Raw genomic sequence first — 19,834 nt, forward strand, 5'->3', positions numbered from 1 at the left:
GCGACTTGGTGTCGTACAGCAGCCGGCCGATCAACGTCGACTTACCGTCGTCGACCGACCCGGCCGTCGCGAAACGCAGCAGGTCGACCCGGCCCTCCGGGCGCGCCTCGGCCACGGGCTCAGCAACAGCGGTCATCAGAAGTACCCCTCACGCTTGCGGTCTTCCATCGCCGCCTCGCTGACCTTGTCATCACCACGGGTCGCACCACGCTCGGTCAACCGAGTCGCCGCAACCTCCGCGATCACCTTCTCGACCGTGTCGGCCTCCGACGCCACCGCAGCCGTCAGGGTGGCGTCACCCACGGTCCGGTAACGCACCCGCGCCTTGAACACGTTCTCGCCCGGCTTGGCCGCGATGAACTCGTTCACCGCGAACAACATCCCGTCCCGATTGACCACTTCACGCTCGTGCGCGTAGTAGATCGACGGCAGCGGGATCTCCTCCCGCGCGATGTAGTGCCAGATGTCCAACTCGGTCCAGTTCGACAACGGGAACACCCGAATGCTCTCGCCCGGGTGATGCCGGCCGTTGTACAGCGACCACAGCTCCGGACGCTGGTTCTTCGGATCCCACTGCCCGAACTCGTCCCGGAACGAGAACACCCGCTCCTTCGCCCGAGCCTTCTCCTCATCCCGCCGAGCCCCACCGAACAACGCATCGAACCGATACTTGTCCACCGCATCGAGGAGCACCGGCGTCTGAATACGGTTCCGCGAACCGCCAGCCGGCTCGGTCACCAGACCACGCGCGATCGCCTCCGGCACCGACGCCACGATCAGCTGCAGGCCGAGCTCGTCCACCCGGCGGTCGCGGTATTCGAGCACCTCGGGGAAGTTGTGACCGGTGTCGACGTGCATCACCGGGAAAGGAATCCGGCCCGGGGCGAACGCCTTCTGCGCCAGGCGCAGCATCACGATCGAATCCTTGCCACCCGAGAACAGCAGCACCGGACGCTCGAACTCCGCCACCACCTCCCGCATCACGAAGACGCTCTCTGCTTCGAGGGCGTCGAGGTGGGAGACCCGGTACGCAGCCGGCTGCTCAGACGCAGGCTGGATCATATCCAGACCTTTCCTAGTGAATTACTCGGGAATCTACCGTACACGCGGTCGCGCTTGCCGATCAAGAATGCTGTGACACGGCCGACAGCAGGTCAGCGGCCAGATCGCGGCGGCAGACGAGGAGATCGGGCAGGCTCGCGTCCGACTGGTTGTAGATCAGCGGCGAGCCGTCGATGCGCGAGGTGTGCAGTCCCGCCGCGGCGGCGACGGCGACCGGAGCCGCCGAGTCCCACTCGTACTGGCCTCCGCCGTGGATGTAGGCGTCGACCTCACCGGTGACCACGGCGGCGATCTTCGCGCCGGCCGAGCCCATCGGCACCAGCTGGGCGCCGACCTGCTCGGCGACGGCGGCCAGGAAGTACGGTGGCCGGGTGCGGCTGGTCGCGATGCGGATCGGGCCGCCCGCGGCGACCTCCGGGGACAGCGGCGGGTACGGCGCGGCCGGCTCGCTGCCGAGCACCCGTTGCTGCGCGGGCAGGCCGACGGCCCCCGCGGCGAGCACGCCGGTGCTCTCGCCCGTACGCCGCCACAGCGCCACGTGCACGGCCCAGTCGGCGCGGCCCTGCTCGCCGAACTCGCGGGTGCCGTCCAGCGGGTCGATGATCCACAGCCGGTTGGCGGTGAGCCGGGCGGGGTCGTCGACGCCCTCCTCGCTCAGCACCGCGTCGGCGGGCCGCCAGCGACCCAGCTCGGTCATGAGCAGGTCGTGCGAGCGCTTGTCACCGGCGGCGCGCAGGCCGGCCGGGTCGTCGAAACCAAGTTCGTCGCGCAGGGCGAGCAGCAGGTCGCCGGCCTGTCGGGCCAGCCATACGGCGAAGGCGCCGTCTTCCACCGGGGGCATCAGTACGCTCCAGAGCTACGGGCAACGGCGGTCAGCGTACGCAGGAGGATGAGCAGGTCCATGGACATTGACCAGTTCTCGACATAGCGGAGGTCCAAACGGACCGCCTCCTCCCACGGCAGGTCGGATCGCCCGGAGACCTGCCAGAGTCCTGTCATGCCGGGCTTCACCGCCAGCCTGCGCCACACGTCGGCGGCGTACTCGGCAACCTCGCGGGGCAGCGGCGGCCGCGGCCCCACCAGCGACATCTGCCCCAGCAGCACGTTCAGCAACTGCGGCAGCTCGTCCAGCGAGTAGCGGCGCATCCAGCGGCCCATCGCGGTCACCCGCGGATCGTCCCGGATCTTGAACAGCACTCCGTCGTGCTCGTTGAGATGCTTCAGCTCGGCAAGCCGCGCCTCGGCGTCGGTGTACATGGTACGGAACTTGTAGATGACGAACTCGCGGCCGTCCCTGCCGACCCGTACCTGCTTGAACAGGGCCGGTCCGGGCGAGTCGATGCGCAGTGCCATCGCGATCACCACGAGCAGCGGCGCGGACAGCACCAGCAGCAGCGCCGCGCCGACCCGGTCCATCAGCTCCTTCATCACCCGGCTGCCGCCGGACAGCCGCGGATGTTCCACGTGCAACATCGGCAGCCCGTCGACCGGGCGGATGGTCGTGCGCCCGCCGGCGACGTCGATCAGGGAACTGGCCACGATCAGATCGGTCTCGTCGCGCTCCAGCTGCCAGGCCATCCGGCGCAGCGCGTGACCGTCGAGCTCGGGGCAGCTGAGCACGATCACGGTGTCCGCGCCCGCGGCACGCACGGCCGGCGCGACGTCCTCGAACGTGCCGTACACGGGCAGGCCGACGCGGCCGTCGCTGCCGCGCGGCACGCACGCCCCGACGACCTCCAGGCCGTGGAAACGCTCGCGGCACAGCTGTCGGGTCAGGCCGATGATGGCCAGCTCGTGCCCGACCACGACGACCCGGCGCAGGCAGTCGCCGCGCTCACGCCGCCGGTGCAGCGACTTGCGGATCAGGAACCGGGTCAGCACCAGCGTGCCGGTGGCGGCGGGCAGCGCGATGAGCACGTACGAGCGGGCGGTGGGCAGTTCGAGGGCGTACGAGCCGACGGCCGCGGTCGCGATCAGCCACAGCCCGCCGCGCATGACCCGGTCGTACTCCTGCGTGCCGACATACAGGTAACGCTTGTCGTAGGCCCTGGTCAGCGCCAGCGACGCGACGAGCGCGAACGGCAGCGCCAGCGACAGCAGGACGTATGTGCTGGTGTACGGCGTGATCTCGCTGCCGAAGCGCAGCATGTAGACGAGCACGCCCGCGGCCGCGCCGACGAGCAGGTCGGAGCCGAGCAGCGTACGCAGATAGCGCTGCTCCCAGCCCTTGCGACGGTCGAGCACACGCACCGGCGTGCCGATGTGGGTGCTGCCCCGGTGCAGCGGCCGGCGTCCGGCCGGGGGCCGGTGCTGCGGCGTCTGCGGGCGCACCGCGACGAGTCCCACCGGCGCGGGGCTGAACGGCGCCGGACCCGCCGGGGTCGGTGTGGCGGTGTAGGACAGCGCCCCGGACGCGTCGATGTGCCGGTGGCGCTGCGGGTAGGGCCGCGGGCCGCGCCGATCGTCGTCTCGGCGCTGCTCCATGAATGCCCCCCCGTCACGACCCGGCGGCACCTGCGAGTGACCTGCGGAAACTGGTCTGTGGCAGATGCGCCTGACGGTTACAACGCGAGAAAGGGGCAAATGTGACGGCGAAGAACTGTCCGGGATCAGGCTGTGTGATAGGTCTGCTGCGCGGCGGCCAGGCCGCCCTTGACGATCGCCTCGACCGCGTCCGCCGCCCGGTCCACCAGGAAGTCCAGCTCCTTGCGCTCCACGGTGGAGAAGTCGGACAGCACGAAGTCTGCGGGGTCCTGGCGGCCGGGCGGCCGGCCCACCCCGAACCGCACCCGCAGGTACTCCTTGGTGGCCAGCGACTTGCTCATCGAACGCAGCCCGTTGTGGCCGCCCTCGCCGCCGCCCACCTTCAACCGCAGCTGCCCGTACGGGATGTCCAGCTCGTCGTGCACCGCGATGATCTGCTCGACCGGCACCTTGTAGAACTGGCTCAGCGCCGCGGCGGGACCGCCGGACAGGTTCATGTAGGTCAACGGTTTCACCAGCACCAGCCGCGGCGCGTCCGCGCCGTAGCCCAGCCGTGCCTCGGCCACGTCGGCGACGGCCTTGCGGTGCCGGCCGAACTTCACGCCGGTGCGCTCGGCCAGCAGGTCCGCGATGAAGAACCCGACGTTGTGCCGGTTGCCGGCATACTGCGGCCCCGGGTTGCCCAGGCCCACGATCAGCCACGGTGCGGCCTGCTCCATCAACACTCCCCTGAAAACACTCGTGGCGTCCTGCACGCTTCTACAGCATGAAGGACGCCACGGGCGAACGTGGATCAGGCCTCGGCGGCCACGGTCTCGGCAGCCTCGGCGGCCTCGGCCTCGACGGCCTCCGGAGCCTCGGCGGTCTCGCCCTCGAGCTGCTCGGCGGTCGGGGCCTGCGTCACCACGGCGACCATGGTGTCGGCCTCGACGGCCAGCTGCGCGCCCTTCGGCAGCTTGATGTCACCGGCGGTGACGTGCGAGCCGGCCTCCAGGCCCTCGATCGAGGCCTCGACGAACTCCGGCAGGTGCAGCGCCTCGGCGATGATCGAGATCTTGTCGTGCTCGTGCATGACCAGCGTGCCCTTGGCGGCCTCGCCGACCAGGTGCACCGGAACGTCGACGGTGACCTGCTCGCCGCGCTTGACGATGATCAGGTCGATGTGCTCGAAGGTGTCCTTCAGCGGGTCGCGCTGGATGGCCTTCGGCAGGGCCAGGGTCTTGGTGCCGTCGGGGCCGACCAGCTCGAAGACGGTGTTGATGCCACCGTGGCGGATCGCGGCGGCGAACTCACGGGCCGGGACGGCGATGTGGCGCGGGGCCTCACCGTGACCGTAGATGACGGCGGGCACGAGGCCCGCACGGCGGGTGCGGCGCGCGCCGCCCTTGCCGAACTCGGTACGCGGCTCGGCGCTGATCTTTACTTCAGACACGATTCTTCTCCTGCTCAACGGGTCTCTGTCAGGCCGAGCGAACGAGGGCGCGCGGGGTAACATGACCCGGAGCACCGCGTCGATCACGGCGCCATCAACAGGCTTTCGACCCGCAGGGCACCCTCGCCGTGGCAACCCGATTACTGTACCCGATCACTTTCGGTGATCCCCGGCGGGGCGGCTCAAATCACCCCAGCTCCGCGCACCTGCGGCCTACCGCGCTTTACATCGACGTTGGCCTATCACATCGAGAAATCGGCGCTCCGATTCGATGCAATAGGCCAACGTCGATGCAAGGCGGGGCTACGGCGCGCCCCCGCCCCGACGGCGCGGACGCGTCGGTCAGCTGAGGCCGCCGAACAGGGTGGTGACGGAGCCGTCGTCGAAGACCTCGCGGATCGCGCGGGCCAGCAGCGGCGCGATGGACAGCACGGTCAGCTTGTCGAACTGCTTGTCCGAGCCCAGCGGCAGCGTGTTGGTCACGATGACCTCGCTGATCCGGCTGTTCTTCAAGCGCTCGGTGGCCGGGTCGGAGTGCACGGCGTGCGTGGTGGTCACGATGACGTCCGCGGCGCCGTTGTCGAACAGGATGTCGGCGGCCTTGCAGATGGTGCCCGCAGTGTCGATCATGTCGTCGACCAGGATGCAGGTGCGCCCGGCGACCTCGCCGATGACCCGGTTCGCCACGACCTGGTTCGGCTTGAGCGGATCGCGGGTCTTGTGGATGAACGCCAGCGGACAGCCGCCGAGGCGGTCGGTCCAGCGCTCACCGACCCGCACTCGGCCCGAGTCCGGCGACACCACGGTCAGCTCGCGGTGGCCGTAGTTGGCCTGCACGTAGTCGGCCAACACGTCCATCGCGAACAGGTGGTCCACCGGTCCGTCGAAGAAGCCCTGGATCTGCGCGGTGTGCAGGTCGACCGTGAGGATGCGGTTCGCGCCGGCCGTCTTGAGCAGGTCCGCGATGAGGCGGGCGGAGATCGGCTCGCGGCCGCGGTGCTTCTTGTCCTGGCGGGCGTACGGGTAGAACGGCAGCACCACGGTGATGCGCTTGGCCGAGCCGCGCTTGGCCGCGTCCACCATGAGCAGCGTTTCCATGATCCAGTTGTTCACCGGGGCGCTCATGGACTGCACGATGAAGGCGTCCGAACCGCGGACGGACTCCTTGTAACGGACAAACGTCTCACCGCTGGCGAAGTCGTACGCCGTCGTCGGGGTCACCCCCACGCCCAGCACCTCGCCGATCTCCTTCGCGAGCTCGGGGTAGGCCCGGCCCGAGAAGAGCATCAGGTTCTTGCGGTTCTCAGTGACGATGCTGCCCATCGGCTTGCCGCCCCTTCACGATGGTCTGCGGTCAGTATCACCTTTTCGGTTCATCCTCTCCCGGCGGTTCGCCAACCGGCCAGCAAGCCCGTTCCCGGGTGCGACAGATCACGGACAGACCGCTTGCCCCGGAGTTCACGCAGGTGACACCGGGGTGCCTTGCCCGGCCCCGACGGCGGGCGCTACCTTCGTTAAGCACAAGTGCCCGTAAAGAAAGGCTGCGCTCGATGGCCAGGGACCGGTCCGGAGAACCGACGCTCGTTCAGCGCCGGATCCTCCTGCTGCTCGCCGCGGGCTTCACCGTGCAGACGATCACCAAACTGGTCTTCCTCAGCGAGCGCGCCGTGCACGACCACATCGCCAGCCTCAAGCAGACCACCGGCGCGAAGAACCAGTTCTCCCTCGGGGCCGAGGCCGCCAAGCGCGGCTGGCTCGAGGACGAGGACGAGCAGCCCGGCCGCCGCTGACCCGGCCCACTCGGCAGACGAAGAAGGCGCGACCCCCGCGGGGTCGCGCCTTTCGCACTCGTTGGGGGTCAGCCCTCTTCGGGGGCGTTCTGCCGCGCCGACTCGGCCCGCTCGGCCGCCTCTGCCGCCGCGCTGCCCGGACGCGACCGGCGCACCCAGCCCTCGATGTTGCGCTGGTGCGCCCGCGCCACCGCCAGCGCCCCCGGCGGCACGTCCTTGTCGATCACCGAACCGGCCGCCGTGTACGCCCCGTCGCCGACCTGCACCGGTGCCACGAACGTCGTGTCACAGCTCGTCTTCACGTGCGAGCCGATCACGGTGTGGCTCTTGGTGCTGCCGCTGTAGTTCGCGAACAGGTTGCCCGCGCCGATGTTGGTCTGCTCGCCGATCGTCGCGTCACCCACGTACGTCAGGTGCGGCACCTTGGTGCCCTCGCCCAGCGACGCGTTCTTGATCTCGACGAACGTGCCGACCTTGCCCTTGCGCCCGATCCGCGCCCCCGGACGCAGGTACGCGTACGGGCCCACGGACACGTTCGGGCCGATCTCGGCCTGCACCGCGTGCGCGCGTACGACCTGGGCCTGCTCGCCCACGATGGTGTCGATCAGCGTCACGTCCGGACCCACCACCGCGCCCGTGCCGACACTGGTCGCCCCGCGCAGCTGGACGTTCGGCTCCAGCAGCGCGTCGCGCTCCACGGTCACCGTGGCGTCGACCCAGGTCGTGGCCGGGTCGATGATGGTCACCCCGGACCGCATCAGGGCGAGGTTGATCCGGTCGCGCAGCAGCGCCCGCAGCGAGGCCAGCTCGGCCCGGTCGTTGCAGCCCAGCGTCTCGCTCGCGTCACCGGCCAGGTGCACGCGCACCGGCGAGCCCTCCGTGACGAACAGCTCGAAGACGTCGGTGAGGTACTCCTCGCCCTGGTCGTTGTCGGTGGTCAGCTTCGCCAGCGCGGTCCGCAGCGCGGCCGCGTCGAAGGCGTAGATGCCCGCGTTGATCTCGCGGATCGCCCGCTGCTCCGGCGTCGCGTCGCGCTCCTCGACGATGCGGGACAGCCCGCCGTCGGCGTCGCGGACCAGCCGGCCCAGACCGGTCGGGTCCGGCACGGACGCGCCCAGCACGGTCGCCGCCGCGCCCGCCGACTCGTGCGCCTCGACCAGGTCCCGCAGCGTCTGCGCGCGCAGCAGCGGCACGTCGCCGTTGAGCACGACCACGGTGCCGTCCAGCTCGCCGAGCGCCTCGATCGCGATGCGCACCGCATGTCCGGTGCCGTTCTGCTGGGCCTGCAGCGCGGTCGCGACGTCCGGCGCGATCTCGGCGAGGTGTGCGGTGACCTGGTCGGCACGGTTGCCGACCACGGCCAGGGTGCGCTCCGCCGCGAGCGGCGCGGCGGCCGCCAGCACGTGGCCGACCAGGGAGCGGCCGAGAAGCGGGTGCAGCATCTTCGGCAGATCCGACTTCATCCGCTTACCCTCGCCAGCCGCGAGGACGATCACCGTACGAGTCACGAGCCGCCCATCTCCTTACTTGACTTGCTAGCTGGGGCGCCTGGATTCGAACCAGGACCTTCCAGATTCAAAGTCTGGTGAGCTGCCATTACTCCACGCCCCATCGGCGCCAAAGCTTATCGTGGTTCGCCCGCGAACGCTGCACCGGTGCGACGATCGAGTTCGTCGATGATCCCTTCGATCCGCCAGTAGAGATCCCGCCTGCGTCGTGCGGTCACCACGAGGCAGCCGTGGTATCCGTCCCCCTGATTGTGTCGTGTGCTGGTGGGACGGTGGCGCTTGATGGTCGCTCGGCGGAAACACTCCAGCGGTATGGTGAGTTCGGCAGCCCACCAGCGCGCCGCCTCGTCCGGATCGGCGGTCTCGTGGATGCTCACGCGGTAGCTGAGTTCGCCGCGGCTGACGCCCACCGACTCCAGAAATCGGATGAAGATCCGCAACAAGCGGGGATCCGTGTTGGTGATCGTCACGCGGCCGTCGTTGGCCCGCCAGGGCTTCTCTTTGGTCCCCTCACACCAGAAGATCACCGCGCCCAGTAGTGCGAGATCCCGTTCCGCCAACTCCTCGACAACTGCCTGCCCGACGTCCTGCGCATCCTGCCTGCGCTGCGCGGTCTGCACCCGGTGCGCTCCCCAGCGCGCGTCGGTCATGGCACGCGAGTGCGCACGGCGGCGCTCGGCTGCCGCGACATCCGAGTCGAGCGGGATGTGACGTACCCACTGAAACGCGGTGGATCGGGCTACGCCCAGCCTCGACGCGATGTCCGGCACCGAGCATCCCGCCTTACGCAGCACCACTGCCTGTTCCCGAAGTTCCGGCTTGGCCACTCGGTGACTTTAGAACGGGCGTACGACCTTTGTGCGGGAAATTCACAGAGAGGGGATCTGTCAAACTACGGTCCCGTAGGTTACGGTGTCGTAGGTAGTACAAACCATGCCTTCCACCAGCTCCAGCGAGGTGCCATGACCACGACAGCCATCGACACGCCCACCGGCACCGCGGCGACTGCACGCGGACAGAAGCCGCTGACCGAGGGAGCCCAGTCCAAGGGCACCTTGATCGGGCTCTGGGCCTTCGTGGTCCTGCCGTTCCTGGCGCTGTTCGCTGTGGTCCCGGTCGCCTGGGGCGGCTGGCTGAACGTCACCGACGTGGTGATCTTCGCGGTGATGTACGTGGTGACCGGCCTCGGCATCACCGTCGGCTACCACCGCTACCTGACGCACAGCTCGTTCAAGGCGACGCGCTGGCTGCGCGTGACGCTGGCGGTCGCCGGCGCGATGGCCGTGCAGGGCTCGCCGACCCAGTGGGTCGCCGACCACCGCCGCCACCACCAGTACTCCGACCTCGAGGACGACCCGCACTCGCCGTGGCGCTTCGGCAACTCGTTCAAGGGCCTGACCAAGGGCATGTTCCACGCCCACGTGGGCTGGCTGTTCGCCCGCGAGCTGTCCAACCGCAAGCGTTTCGCGCCGGACCTGCTGGCCGACAAGGACATCGCCAAGGTCGACAAGATGTTCGGCCTGCTGTCGCTGACCACCGCGTTCGCGCCGGCCGTCGTCGGCGGCCTGGTGACCATGTCGTGGCAGGGCGCGCTGACCGCGTTCTTCTGGGCCGGCCTGATCCGCATCGGCCTGCTGCACCACGTCACCTGGGCCATCAACTCGGTCTGCCACGTGTACGGCGAGCGCCCGTTCGAGATGCGCGAGGGTGACAAGGCCTCGAACTTCTGGCCGCTGGCGATCATGTCGTTCGGCGAGAGCTGGCACAACCTGCACCACTCGGACCCGACCTGTGCCCGGCACGGTGTGATGCGCGGCCAGATCGACATCTCGGCCCGGGTGATCTGGTTCTTCGAGAAGTTCGGCTGGGCCACGAACGTCAAGTGGCCCAAGGCCGACCGGCTCCAGGCGAAGATGATCGACCGCGACGCCGAGCTCAAGCTCGCCCGGTGACTGTCGACACAACCGGCACTCCCACACCGCCCCCGTCCTCCTGGCAGGATGGGGGCGTGGCAGACGACTCCCGTGACGCCCGGCCGGCCCGGCAGGCTGCCGCCCCGAAGACCGGCTCACGGGTGCGGATGAGTTTCTCCCAGCGCCGCGAGCAGCTGATCGCCGTCGGTCGGCAGCTGTTCGCCGAGCGCGGTTTCGACGCGACCTCGATCGAGGAGATCGCCTCCCGCGCCAAGGTCTCCAAACCTGTGGTGTACGAGCACTTCGGCGGGAAAGAGGGCCTGTACGCCGTCGTGGTGGACCGCGAGGTCACCTCCCTGCTGACCCGGGTCACCTCGGCGCTGACCGCGGGGCATCCGCGCGAGCTGCTGGAGCAGGCGGCGCTGGCGCTGCTGGACTACATCGAGGAGGAGACCAACGGTTTCCGCGTGCTGGTGCGCGAGTCGCCGGTGATGTCCTCTTCGGGCAACTTCTCGTCGGTGCTCAACGATGTCGCGCACCAGGTCGAGCACATCCTCGGCGCGGAGTTCAAGGCGCGTGGCTACGACCCGAAGCTCGCGGAGCTGTACTCGCAGGCCCTGGTGGGCATGGTGGCGCTGACCGGCCGCTGGTGGCTGGAGGTGCGCAAGCCGCGCAAGGAGACGGTGGCCGCGCACCTGGTGAACCTGTGCTGGAACGGCCTGGCGCAGCTGGAGGCCAAGCCGGTCCTGCTGACCCGCAAGGGCAACAAGTAGCTCACAGCTACTTGTTGGCGTGCGGTTTGACGGCGAACTTGTCGCCGGGACGGGTGCTGTGGCGCAGCACCTCTTCGGCGATGGACTCGGCCGGAGTGCCGACTTTGCCGTAGAGGCCGGCGATCAGCATGATCGTGCCGATGATGAACGAGACCACGCAGGTGGATATCTCGTAGTTGAGCTTGTTCAGCGGCGTCTGCATGACGGTGAGCATGATGAGCCCGGCCAGCAGGAAGACCGCGCCACCCCAGATGTTGATGAAGTGGTCGATGTTGCGGCCGATGATCGCGCCGCCGAGCACGATCGCGCCGACGATGATGGACAGCCAGGCGAACGCGGGGTTGGTCTTCAGGCCGAGCGCTTCGGTGTCCTCGCGGCTGAAGAACGGTTCACCGGCGGTGCGGATCGCGCCGGCGATGCCGAAGGTCAGCAGGTACGCACCCGACAGTCCCGCCAGGAAGCGCCACTGGGGCCTTAGTCGGTGATTGACCGGGATATGCATGACCCCAGTGTCCCGCCGGGAGTGTCCCGGCGGGACCGATTCGCGGCAATCAGGCCTTACCGAGGCGGTGCTTCTCCTCGGCGGCGGCCTTGGCGGCGGGGCCGACCTTGACGTACATGCCGGCCGTGAACAGGACCGATCCGATGAGGTACGAGACGATGCAGGTCGCCATCTCGAAGTTGAGCACGTTCGAGTCGGTGTGCATGAGCGCCAGCATCGCGGTGCCCGCGAGCATGAAGCCGACGCCGACCCACATGTCGACGAAGCGGTCCAGGTTGCGGCCGACGAGCGTGGCGAGCAGCACCGCGACACCGGCGGCGATGCTCGCGTACGAGAAGGCGGGGTTGGTCTTCAGGCCCAGCGCGCTGGACTCGCCCTGGTGGAACAGCGGCTCACCCTGGCTGTCGAGGTAGCCGAGCACGCCGAACGCCAGCACGAACAGCCCGGCGAACAGGGCCAGCGCACGGTAGAGCGGGCGCAGGGAGTGGTTGACGGGCATGTGGGAAGCCATGTCGCAGCTCCGACGGGTTCGAGGGGTCAGGGGATGCGTGAGGCTATCAGGCCTCCCCTGACCCGCTACCCGCCAGTGCGGGCCGTTACTCGGAGATGAGCTCCGCGAGATTGAGCCACTCGTCTTCGAGCAGGCCGCGCTCGTCCTGCAGCGCCTTGAGGCTCGCGTCCAGTTCGGCGATCTTCGCGAAGTCGGTGGCGTGCTCGGCCATCTGCGCGTGCAGCTTCTCCACGCGCTGGTCGAGTTTGTCGATCTGCCGCTCGACGCGGGAGACCTCCTTCTTCGCCGCGCGCACCTCGGCCGCGCTCGGTCCGCCGGAGCGCTCCGCCTTCTGCTCCTTGACCGGTGCGGTGCCGCCCGCCTGCGCCGCCTCGTGGTCGACGCGCTGCAGGTACTCGTCGACGCCGCCGGGCAGGTGCCGGATCTTCCCGTCGCCGAGCAGGCCGTACACCTTGTCGCAGACGCGCTCGACCAGGTAGCGGTCGTGGCTGGCCACGATCATCGTGCCGGGCCAGGTGTCGAGCAGGTCCTCCAGCGAGGCCAGGGTGTCGGTGTCGAGGTCGTTGGTGGGCTCGTCGAGGATCAGCACGTTCGGCTCGCCGGCGAGCAGGCGCAGCAGTTGCAGCCGACGGCGTTCGCCACCGGACAGGTCGGCGACCGGGGTCCACACCCGGCGATCGGTGAAGCCGAAGATCTCGGCCAGCTGCGACGCGGACAGTTCCCGGTCGCCGAGCTTGACCCGCCGGGCGACCTGCTCGACGGCCTCCAGCAGCCGCAGCTCACCGGGCAGTTCCGCGAGCTCCTGGGACAGGAACGCGGGGCGCACCGTCTGACCTGCCCGGAAACCGGCCGCGTCGGTGACCCTGGCCAGCAGCCGCAGCAGCGTCGACTTGCCCGCGCCGTTCGCGCCGAGCAGCGCAATCCGGTCGCCGGGGCCGACGTGCCAGGTCACGTCGTCGAGGATCAGCTTCGGCCCGGCGTACAGGGTGACGTTCTCCAGGTCGTACACCTGGCGGCCCAGCCGGGCGGTGGCCAGTTTGGCCAGGGTGACCTGGTCGCGGGCCTCGGGCACGTCGGCGATGAGCGCGTTGGCGGCGTCGATGCGGAACTTCGGCTTGGAGGTGCGGGCCGGCGGGCCGCGGCGCAGCCAGGCGATCTCCTTGCGGAGCAGGTTCTGGCGGCGGGACTCGGTGACCGCGGCGACGCGCTCCCGCTCGGCGCGGGCCAGGATCCACGCGGCGAAGCCGCCGTCGTAGGCCCGCACCTGCTGGTCGGCGACCTCCCAGATGCGGTTGCAGACCGCGTCGAGGAACCACCGGTCGTGGGTGACCACGACCAGCGCGCCACGCAGGCTCTCGTTGAGGTAGCGGGCCAGCCAGTTGACGCCCGCGATGTCGAGGTGGTTGGTGGGCTCGTCGAGGATCAGCAGGTCGGTCGGGCGCACCAGCAGGGCCGCCAGCGCGATGCGCCGCCGCTCGCCGCCGGACATCGGCCCGACGGGCTGGTCCAACCCGAGGCCGGGCATGCCGAGGCCGTCGAGGATGTTGCGGACGCCCGCGTCGCCGGCCCACTCGTGCTCGGCCTGGAACGCGGCGGGCAGCCAGGCGTCGCCGAGCACCACGTCGCGCACGGTCAGGTCGGGGGCCAGGTCGAGCGCCTGCGGCAGCGCGGACACGCGCAGGTCGCGGCGGTGCGTGACGCGCCCCGAGTCGGGGTCCTCGGCCTTGGTCAGCATCCGCAGCAGGGTCGACTTGCCCGCGCCGTTGAGGCCGACCACGCCGATCCGGTCCGCGTCGTCCAACCCTAGGGAGACGTCGGTGAGCAGCGGGCCGGTCGGGCCGTAACCCTTGCTCACCCGGTCGAGATTGATGATGTTGGCCATGATCCGATCAGCCTATCCGGGCGCCGTGCACGGCTCCGTACGCCTGCTGCACGCCGCGGCACAGGCCGGACTCGCGCAGCGCGGCCGCGAGGTCCGCGCCGTGGGCCTCGTCACGGGCCAGGAAGACGCAGGTCGGGCCGCTGCCGGAGACGAGGCTGGCGAGCGCGCCCGCCTTGTCGCCGACGTCGAGCGTGTCGGCCAGCGAGGGCCGCAGCGACAGGGCGGCCGCCTGCAGGTCGTTGCCGAGCGCCGCGCCGAGCACGGCCGGGTCGCGCTGGCGCAGCGCGCTGAGCAGGTCGTCGCTACTGCCCAGCGGGGCGGGCGCGGTGCCGGCGGCGCGCATCCGGTCCAGCTCGCCGTAGACCTGCGGGGTGGACAGGCCGCCGTCGGCGAACGCCACCACCCAGTGCCACTTGTTGGCGCGGGCCAGCACGGGGCTGACCGCCTCGCCGTGGCCGGTGCCCAGCGCGGTGCCGCCGTACAGCAGGAACGGCACGTCGGAGCCGAGGGTCGCAGCGATCCGGGCCAGCTCGTCGCGGCCCAGGCCGGTGCCCCACAGCACGTCGAGCGCGACCAGGGTCGCGGCGGCGTCGGCGGAGCCGCCGGCCAGGCCGCCCGCGAGCGGGATGGTCTTGCGCAGGTGCAGGCGGGCGTGCGCGGGCACCTTAGCGGCCGCGGCGAGCGCGTGCGCGGCGCGGATGACCAGGTTGCTGTCGTCGAGTTCCAGCTCGCCGACGCCCTCGCCCTGCATGGTGAGGCTGAGGGTGTCCCCAGACCGCGCGGTGACCTCGTCGTACACCGAGATGGCGTGGTAGACGGTGTGCAGCTCGTGGTAGCCGTCGGAGCGCAGCGGCCCGACCCCGAGGTGCAGGTTGATCTTCGCGGGCACTCTCACCCGGACCGGTCCTGACGAGGCTCCCGCCAGGTCATCGTCGTCGTCGCCGAGCGTCCATGCCTCTGTCACGCCGACCAGCGTACTGGCCCCGCCCGGATCACCCGGCGGGGCGGCACCCCGCTCCCACGGCAGCTCCGGTCAGCCCTTCGCGGCGGCCAGGGCGGCGAACGCGTGCACGTCGAGCTGCTCGCCGCGGGTGGACGGGTCGATGCCCGCCTGGCGCAGCAGCGCCTCCGCGGCGGGGGCGCCCCCGGCCCAGCCGGCCAGGGCGGCCCGCAACGTCTTGCGGCGCTGCGCGAACGCCGCGTCGACGACCGCGAACACCGCGTCGCGGCTGACGTCGTCGCGCGGCGGTTCGCGGCGGGTGAACGAGACCAGGCCCGAGTCCACGTTGGGCACCGGCCAGAACACCGCGGGCGGCACCTTCCCGGCTTGCCGGGACGAGGCGTACCAGGCGAGCTTCACCGACGGGATACCGTAGATCTTGTTGCCGGGCTGGGCGGTGAGCCGGTCGGCCACCTCCTTCTGCACCATGACCAGCCCGTGCCGGATGCTCGGCAGCTCGGCGAGCAGGTGCAGCACCACGGGCACGGCGACGTTGTACGGCAGGTTCGCCACCAGCGCCGTGGGCGACGGGTCGAACTCGGCGGCGGTGACCCGCATGGCGTCGCCATTGTGGATGGTGAGCCGGTCGGCGAGCCCGGGGGCGCGTTCGGCGGCGGTCGCGCCGAGCGCGGCGGCCAGCGGCGGGTCGATCTCGACCGCGTGCACGTGCGCGGCGGCGCTCAGCAGGCCCAGGGTCAGCGAGCCCAGGCCGGGCCCGACCTCGACGGCGACGTCGGCCGGATCGAGTTCGGCGGCGGCCACGATGCGCCGGATGGTGTTGGGGTCGTGCAGGAAGTTCTGCCCGAGCTTCTTGGTCGGCGCGACGCCGAGCCGCGCGGCCAGCTCCCGGATCTCCGCCGGGCCGAGCAGTCTTGCCTGTTCAACGGTCACACCATCAGGCTATCGGGCGGCCCGCGCGGGTTGGACGTGCCCGGCGACACTCACCAGGGGCCGAAGATCCGGTTCCCGTTGTCCGAGATCGCCTCGCACATCTCGGCCAGCGGCATGCCCTTGGCCTCGGCGAGGGCCCGTACGGTCAGCGGGATCAGGTAGGAGGCGTTGGGCCTGCCCCGAAACGGCATCGGCGTCAGGTAGGGCGCGTCGGTCTCGACCAGGATCTGACCGGGTGGGGTCAGCGCGGCGGCCGCTCGCAGCTGCGGGGCGTTCTTGAAGGTGACCGTGCCGGCGAACGACAGCACGAAGCCGCGCCGCGCGCATTCGGCGGCGAACGCCTCGTCACCGGAGAAGCAGTGCATCACCACCGTCTCGGGCGCGCCCTCGTCGTCGAGCACGCGCAGGATGTCGGCGTGGGCGTCCCGGTCGTGGATGACCAGTGGCTTGCCGACGCGCTTGGCCAGCGCGATGTGCGCGCGGAAGCTGCGTTCCTGCGGCTGCAACCCTTCTTCCTTGGTACGGAAGAAGTCCAGGCCCGTCTCGCCGATGCCGCGCACCCGCGGGTCCTCGGCGAGCACCGCGATCTCGGCGAGCGCCGCGTCCAGATCGGCCAGTCGGGGAGCCTCGTTCGGGTGTAGCGCCACGGTGGCGACGACGGCGGGGTGCTCGGCGGCGCAGGCCGCGCCCCAGCGCGACGAGGCCACGTCGACACCGACCTGCACCAGCCGGTCCACGCCGACGTTGGCGGCGGCGTCGATCTGGGTGGCCGGGTCGCCGCCGTCCTCGGCGACGATGTCGAGGTGGGTGTGGCTGTCCAGCACCGGGTGGGGCAGCGGCTCCGGGGCGGGCGGGAAGGACTCCCAGCGGCGTTCGGCGGCCCGCGCGGTGCGATCGTTCGTCACCCGGCCATGATCCCACCCGGTGCTGCCGTCGGTGAGCGGACCGTCCCGCTGCGAGGTCGATCACCCTGCGCGCGGCCTTCTGTTCAGGCCGTGTTCACCTGGGCGGCACGCGCGGAGATTAGCGTCGGAGTTCGTGACGACCGTCAATGACACCGAGCGCGGCACGGTCCTCGTGGACGGCCGCGCCTACGCCGCGGACGCGATCGCCGGCGGCGCCGCGTACGAGCTGTTCAGTGAGACGCCCGCGCCGGGCTTCCTGCGCCTGGACAACCCGGCCCGGTGGGCGTACCACCGGTTCGTGCCGGCCGCCGAGGTCACCGCGGGCGCGCAGGCGCTGGCCGCGTCGCACCCGGAGTCGCCGCTGTGCGCGCCGCTGTCCCGCGCGGTGAGCTGGGAGCACGTGCACCGGCTCAGCCAGCGCCCACCCCGTGACCGGCAGGCCGCCGACCTGGTCGGCACCGTGCGGGCGAGCGCGACGGTGCGCCGCGGCACCCGGATGATCATGCCGCTGAACCCCACCGGTGTCACCGCGCTGCTGCGCGGCCGGTTGCCGCACGGCTTCTGCTACCGCGAGTGGGACATCGCCCACCTGCGCACCCCCGCCGAACTCGCCGTGCTGGGCGCGGGCGGCACCGGGGCCCAGGACGCGGCCGACGAGATCGCCTACGTGCTGCGCTGGCGGGCCGTCGACCCGCGCGATTACATGCCGTCGATCGGGGACGCGGTGGCCGGGCTGGTCGCCATGCCGCCGCACGACCGGGTCGGCGCGGCCGTGCTGGGCACCGGGTTCGCGCCGAGCAGCAGCGAGCTGATCCCCGAGTGGGTCACGGCGGACTTCGCCGACCTGCCGCTGCCCGCGCACGCGGCGCTGGTCGCGTACGTGCCGGACGGCACCGAGATCGTGCTGTACACCTTCCAGCCCGAGCAGCGGGGCTGGCTGCGCCTGGTCGGGCCGCAGTGGCGGCGGCTGCTGCACCCGCTGCGCGAGATCAGCGCGGATCAGGAGTACCTGCCGATCCCCCGTACGGAGGCGGTGTTCAGCCGGCTGATCGGCACGTTCCGGGGCGAGGAGTACGAGGCCGTCGCCGACCCGCCGGAGGAGTTCCGGGTGCTGGCGATGAGCCGGGCGGCCCGCTACCCGGTCGAGTCGCTGCAGCGGCGCACCCGCTACGCGCACTGGCGCGGCGCGCCCTGCACCGTGCTCGCGGCCGACAGCACCTGGGTGCGGCTGCGCCTGTGCCGCCCCGACCCGCAGAACGTGGCCGCGCTGGGCGCGCAGTGCTACGAACGGGGCATCTACGAGGCCTGGGCGCCGGCGACCGAGGTCACCGACGCCCAGGACGTCAACATCCCGTACCCGCTCTAGCCTTCGAGCCGGGCCAGCTCCTCGTCCACGATGGACGGGTCCAGCTTCTTGAACACCGGCGTCGGCGCGCTCAGCGGCGTGCCGGCGCGCAGCTCGCGCGGCTCCCACTTCGCTCCGACGGTGTAGTCGCCGGTCAGCACCGGGTAGCCGGGGCCGCCGTCGATATCGGACACCTCGACGATCTCGGGCATCGGCGCGTGCACGCCCTCGCCGCCGAGCAGCGTGTGGATCTTCTGGGCGGCGTGCGGCAGGAACGGCGTCAGCAGCGTGTTGCAGTCGGTGATCGCCTGCAGCGCGGTGTGCAGGATGGTGGCCAGCCGCGGCCGGTCCTCCTCCGCCTTGATCTTCCACGGCGACTGGTCGGACAGGTACTTGTTGGCCTCGCCGACGATGCGCATCGCCTCGTTGATCGCGGCCTTCTGCTTGTGGTTCTCCAGCAGGTTGCCGACCGTGGCGAAGCCGCCGCGCACCGTCTCCAGCAGCGCGCTGTCCTCGGGGGTCAGGTCGCTGGCCACCGGCACCGCCCCGAAGTTCTTCGCCGCCATCGAGATGGTGCGGTTGACCAGGTTGCCCCAGCCCGCGACCAGCTCGTCGTTGTTGCGGCGCAGGAACTCCGCCCAGGTGAAGTCGGTGTCGGTGGTCTCCGGACCGGCCACCGCGATGTAGTAGCGCAGCGCGTCGGCGTCGTAGCGGGCCAGGAAGTCGCGCACGTAGATGACGACCCGGCGCGAGGAGGAGAACTTGCGACCCTCCATCGTCAGGTACTCGCTGGACACGACCTCGGTGGGCAGGCCCAGCTCGCCGAGCTCGCCCGGCTTGCCGCCCTTGTCGCCCTTGCCGTCGTAGCCGAGCAGGATCGCCGGCCAGATCAGCGAGTGGAAGACGATGTTGTCCTTGCCCATGAAGTAGTACGAGCGGGCGTCCTCGGCCTGCCACCACTTGCGCCACGCCTCCGGGTCGCCGGAACGGCGGGCCCACTCGATCGAGGCCGACAGGTAGCCGATGACCGCGTCGAACCAGACGTAGAAGCGCTTGGTGTCCCAGCCCTCCTTCGGGATCGGCACACCCCACTCCAGGTCCCGGGTGATCGCGCGGGGGCGCAGGTCGGCCACCAGGTTCTTGGAGAAGCGCAGCACGTTGGGCCGCCAGCCCTCCCGGGTGTCCAGCCACGCGCCCAGCGCGTCGGCGAACGCCGACAGGTCCAGGAAGTAGTGCTCCGAGTCGACGAACTCCGGCGTCTCGCCGTTGATCTTCGACTTGGGGTTGATCAGGTCGATCGGATCCAGCTGGTTGCCGCAGTTGTCGCACTGGTCACCGCGGGCGCTGGTGTAGCCGCAGATCGGGCAGGTGCCCTCGATGTACCGGTCGGGCAGGCCGCGGCCGGTCGACGGGGAGATCGCGGCCTGGGTGGTCTTCGCGATCACGTACCCGTTGTCGAACAGGGCGGTGAACAGCTCCTGCACCACGGCGTAGTGGTTGCGGGTGGTGGTCCGGGTGAACAGGTCGTAGGCCAGGCCCAGGCCGTGCAGGTCCTCGACGATCATGCGGTTGTACTTGTCGACCGCTTCGCGGGGCGTGATGCCCTCGGCGTCGGCCTGCACCTGGATCGGCGTGCCGTGCTCGTCGGTGCCCGACACCATGAGCACGTCGTGGCCCGCCATGCGCATGTACCGGCTGAAGACGTCGGAGGGCACTCCGAAACCGGAGACATGACCGATGTGGCGCGGGCCGTTGGCATAAGGCCAGGCGACCGCGGCGAGAACGTGACTCATGACTAACCAGCGTAGTGAAGGCCGCCGCTGGCCGATGCACCGG

The 19,834-nt window shown here is 70.4% G+C and carries 19 protein-coding genes and 1 tRNA gene; 4 read left to right on the forward strand and 16 right to left on the reverse strand.

Annotated elements, in window-relative coordinates:
- Positions 1 to 135: 135 nt before the first annotated feature.
- The 6 genes from cysD to ACFQO7_RS31535 all read right to left on the reverse strand — a co-directional run bounded on the left by cysD (position 136) and on the right by ACFQO7_RS31535 (position 6,301).
- Positions 136 to 1,062 (reverse strand): sulfate adenylyltransferase subunit CysD, encoded by a 927-nt coding sequence (cysD, locus tag ACFQO7_RS31510; protein ID WP_376809806.1) that lies wholly within the window; start codon positions 1,060 to 1,062, stop codon positions 136 to 138.
- Between the two features lie 61 nt (positions 1,063 to 1,123).
- Positions 1,124 to 1,903 carry a 3'(2'),5'-bisphosphate nucleotidase CysQ gene (locus ACFQO7_RS31515; RefSeq protein ID WP_361043403.1) on the reverse strand — a complete coding sequence of 260 codons (780 nt, stop codon included), beginning with the start codon at positions 1,901 to 1,903 and terminating at the stop codon, positions 1,124 to 1,126.
- A complete protein-coding gene (locus ACFQO7_RS31520; RefSeq protein WP_360537038.1) occupies positions 1,903 to 3,546 on the reverse strand; it encodes a sugar transferase in 1,644 nt (547 codons plus the stop codon). The genes ACFQO7_RS31515 and ACFQO7_RS31520 overlap by 1 nt, the downstream gene beginning before the upstream one ends.
- A gap of 125 nt (positions 3,547 to 3,671) precedes the next feature.
- The gene (pth, locus tag ACFQO7_RS31525; protein WP_376809852.1) at positions 3,672 to 4,268 is read right to left on the reverse strand and encodes an aminoacyl-tRNA hydrolase; all 597 of its coding nucleotides are present in this window, start codon (positions 4,266 to 4,268) and stop codon (positions 3,672 to 3,674) included.
- Between the two features lie 71 nt (positions 4,269 to 4,339).
- Positions 4,340 to 4,978, reverse strand: coding sequence for a 50S ribosomal protein L25/general stress protein Ctc (locus ACFQO7_RS31530; RefSeq protein ID WP_376809807.1), 639 nt, complete (start codon positions 4,976 to 4,978; stop codon positions 4,340 to 4,342).
- A gap of 342 nt (positions 4,979 to 5,320) precedes the next feature.
- Entirely contained in the window at positions 5,321 to 6,301 is a 981-nt protein-coding gene (locus ACFQO7_RS31535) for a ribose-phosphate diphosphokinase (RefSeq protein ID WP_360537034.1), read from the reverse strand.
- A 227-nt stretch (positions 6,302 to 6,528) separates the two neighbouring features.
- Here ACFQO7_RS31535 and ACFQO7_RS31540 point away from each other — a divergent pair, with 227 nt between their 5' ends.
- Complete coding sequence (locus tag ACFQO7_RS31540; protein WP_203698612.1) at positions 6,529 to 6,768, forward strand: response regulator transcription factor; 240 nt, start codon at positions 6,529 to 6,531, stop codon at positions 6,766 to 6,768.
- Positions 6,769 to 6,836: 68 nt separating this feature from the next.
- Here the strand turns inward: ACFQO7_RS31540 and glmU are convergent, their stop codons facing one another.
- The 3 genes from glmU to ACFQO7_RS31555 form a co-directional block, all read right to left on the reverse strand.
- Entirely contained in the window at positions 6,837 to 8,276 is a 1,440-nt protein-coding gene (gene glmU / locus ACFQO7_RS31545) for a bifunctional UDP-N-acetylglucosamine diphosphorylase/glucosamine-1-phosphate N-acetyltransferase GlmU (protein WP_376809808.1), read from the reverse strand.
- Between the two features lie 31 nt (positions 8,277 to 8,307).
- Positions 8,308 to 8,379, reverse strand: a tRNA-Gln gene (locus ACFQO7_RS31550).
- 13 nt (positions 8,380 to 8,392) lie between these two features.
- Positions 8,393 to 9,103 (reverse strand): helix-turn-helix domain-containing protein, encoded by a 711-nt coding sequence (locus ACFQO7_RS31555; RefSeq protein WP_376809809.1) that lies wholly within the window; start codon positions 9,101 to 9,103, stop codon positions 8,393 to 8,395.
- Positions 9,104 to 9,238: 135 nt separating this feature from the next.
- Between ACFQO7_RS31555 and ACFQO7_RS31560 the strand changes: the two genes are divergently transcribed.
- Together ACFQO7_RS31560 and ACFQO7_RS31565 are read left to right on the forward strand one after the other, a co-directional pair.
- Positions 9,239 to 10,228 (forward strand): acyl-CoA desaturase, encoded by a 990-nt coding sequence (locus tag ACFQO7_RS31560; RefSeq protein WP_360537028.1) that lies wholly within the window; start codon positions 9,239 to 9,241, stop codon positions 10,226 to 10,228.
- Between the two features lie 128 nt (positions 10,229 to 10,356).
- Complete coding sequence (locus tag ACFQO7_RS31565) at positions 10,357 to 10,962, forward strand: TetR/AcrR family transcriptional regulator (RefSeq protein WP_360537056.1); 606 nt, start codon at positions 10,357 to 10,359, stop codon at positions 10,960 to 10,962.
- A gap of 7 nt (positions 10,963 to 10,969) precedes the next feature.
- Here ACFQO7_RS31565 and ACFQO7_RS31570 read toward each other — a convergent pair whose 3' ends face one another.
- From ACFQO7_RS31570 to ACFQO7_RS31595, 6 genes are all read right to left on the reverse strand, one after another.
- Complete coding sequence (locus ACFQO7_RS31570; RefSeq protein ID WP_376809810.1) at positions 10,970 to 11,464, reverse strand: DUF4383 domain-containing protein; 495 nt, start codon at positions 11,462 to 11,464, stop codon at positions 10,970 to 10,972.
- 49 nt (positions 11,465 to 11,513) lie between these two features.
- Entirely contained in the window at positions 11,514 to 11,975 is a 462-nt protein-coding gene (locus ACFQO7_RS31575) for a DUF4383 domain-containing protein (RefSeq protein ID WP_376809811.1), read from the reverse strand.
- A gap of 85 nt (positions 11,976 to 12,060) precedes the next feature.
- Positions 12,061 to 13,857, reverse strand: coding sequence for an ABC-F family ATP-binding cassette domain-containing protein (locus ACFQO7_RS31580; RefSeq protein WP_376809812.1), 1,797 nt, complete (start codon positions 13,855 to 13,857; stop codon positions 12,061 to 12,063).
- A gap of 7 nt (positions 13,858 to 13,864) precedes the next feature.
- Complete coding sequence (locus ACFQO7_RS31585) at positions 13,865 to 14,821, reverse strand: 4-(cytidine 5'-diphospho)-2-C-methyl-D-erythritol kinase (protein ID WP_376809813.1); 957 nt, start codon at positions 14,819 to 14,821, stop codon at positions 13,865 to 13,867.
- A gap of 69 nt (positions 14,822 to 14,890) precedes the next feature.
- Complete coding sequence (gene rsmA, locus ACFQO7_RS31590) at positions 14,891 to 15,748, reverse strand: 16S rRNA (adenine(1518)-N(6)/adenine(1519)-N(6))-dimethyltransferase RsmA (RefSeq protein WP_360537018.1); 858 nt, start codon at positions 15,746 to 15,748, stop codon at positions 14,891 to 14,893.
- A 50-nt stretch (positions 15,749 to 15,798) separates the two neighbouring features.
- Positions 15,799 to 16,653, reverse strand: a complete 855-nt coding sequence (locus ACFQO7_RS31595; RefSeq protein ID WP_376809814.1) for a TatD family hydrolase — start codon at positions 16,651 to 16,653, stop codon at positions 15,799 to 15,801.
- A 133-nt stretch (positions 16,654 to 16,786) separates the two neighbouring features.
- On the opposite strand from ACFQO7_RS31595, the gene ACFQO7_RS31600 reads away from it, so the two are divergent.
- On the forward strand, positions 16,787 to 18,019 hold the full coding sequence (locus ACFQO7_RS31600; protein ID WP_376809815.1) for a hypothetical protein: 1,233 nt from the start codon (positions 16,787 to 16,789) through the stop codon (positions 18,017 to 18,019).
- Here ACFQO7_RS31600 and metG read toward each other — a convergent pair.
- Positions 18,016 to 19,791 (reverse strand): methionine--tRNA ligase, encoded by a 1,776-nt coding sequence (gene metG / locus ACFQO7_RS31605; RefSeq protein WP_376809816.1) that lies wholly within the window; start codon positions 19,789 to 19,791, stop codon positions 18,016 to 18,018. The genes ACFQO7_RS31600 and metG overlap by 4 nt on opposite strands.
- Positions 19,792 to 19,834: the final 43 nt, after the last annotated feature.

It is taken from the genome of Catellatospora aurea, assembly GCF_042663325.1.
Taxonomy (GTDB): Bacteria; Actinomycetota; Actinomycetes; order Mycobacteriales; family Micromonosporaceae; genus Catellatospora; species Catellatospora aurea.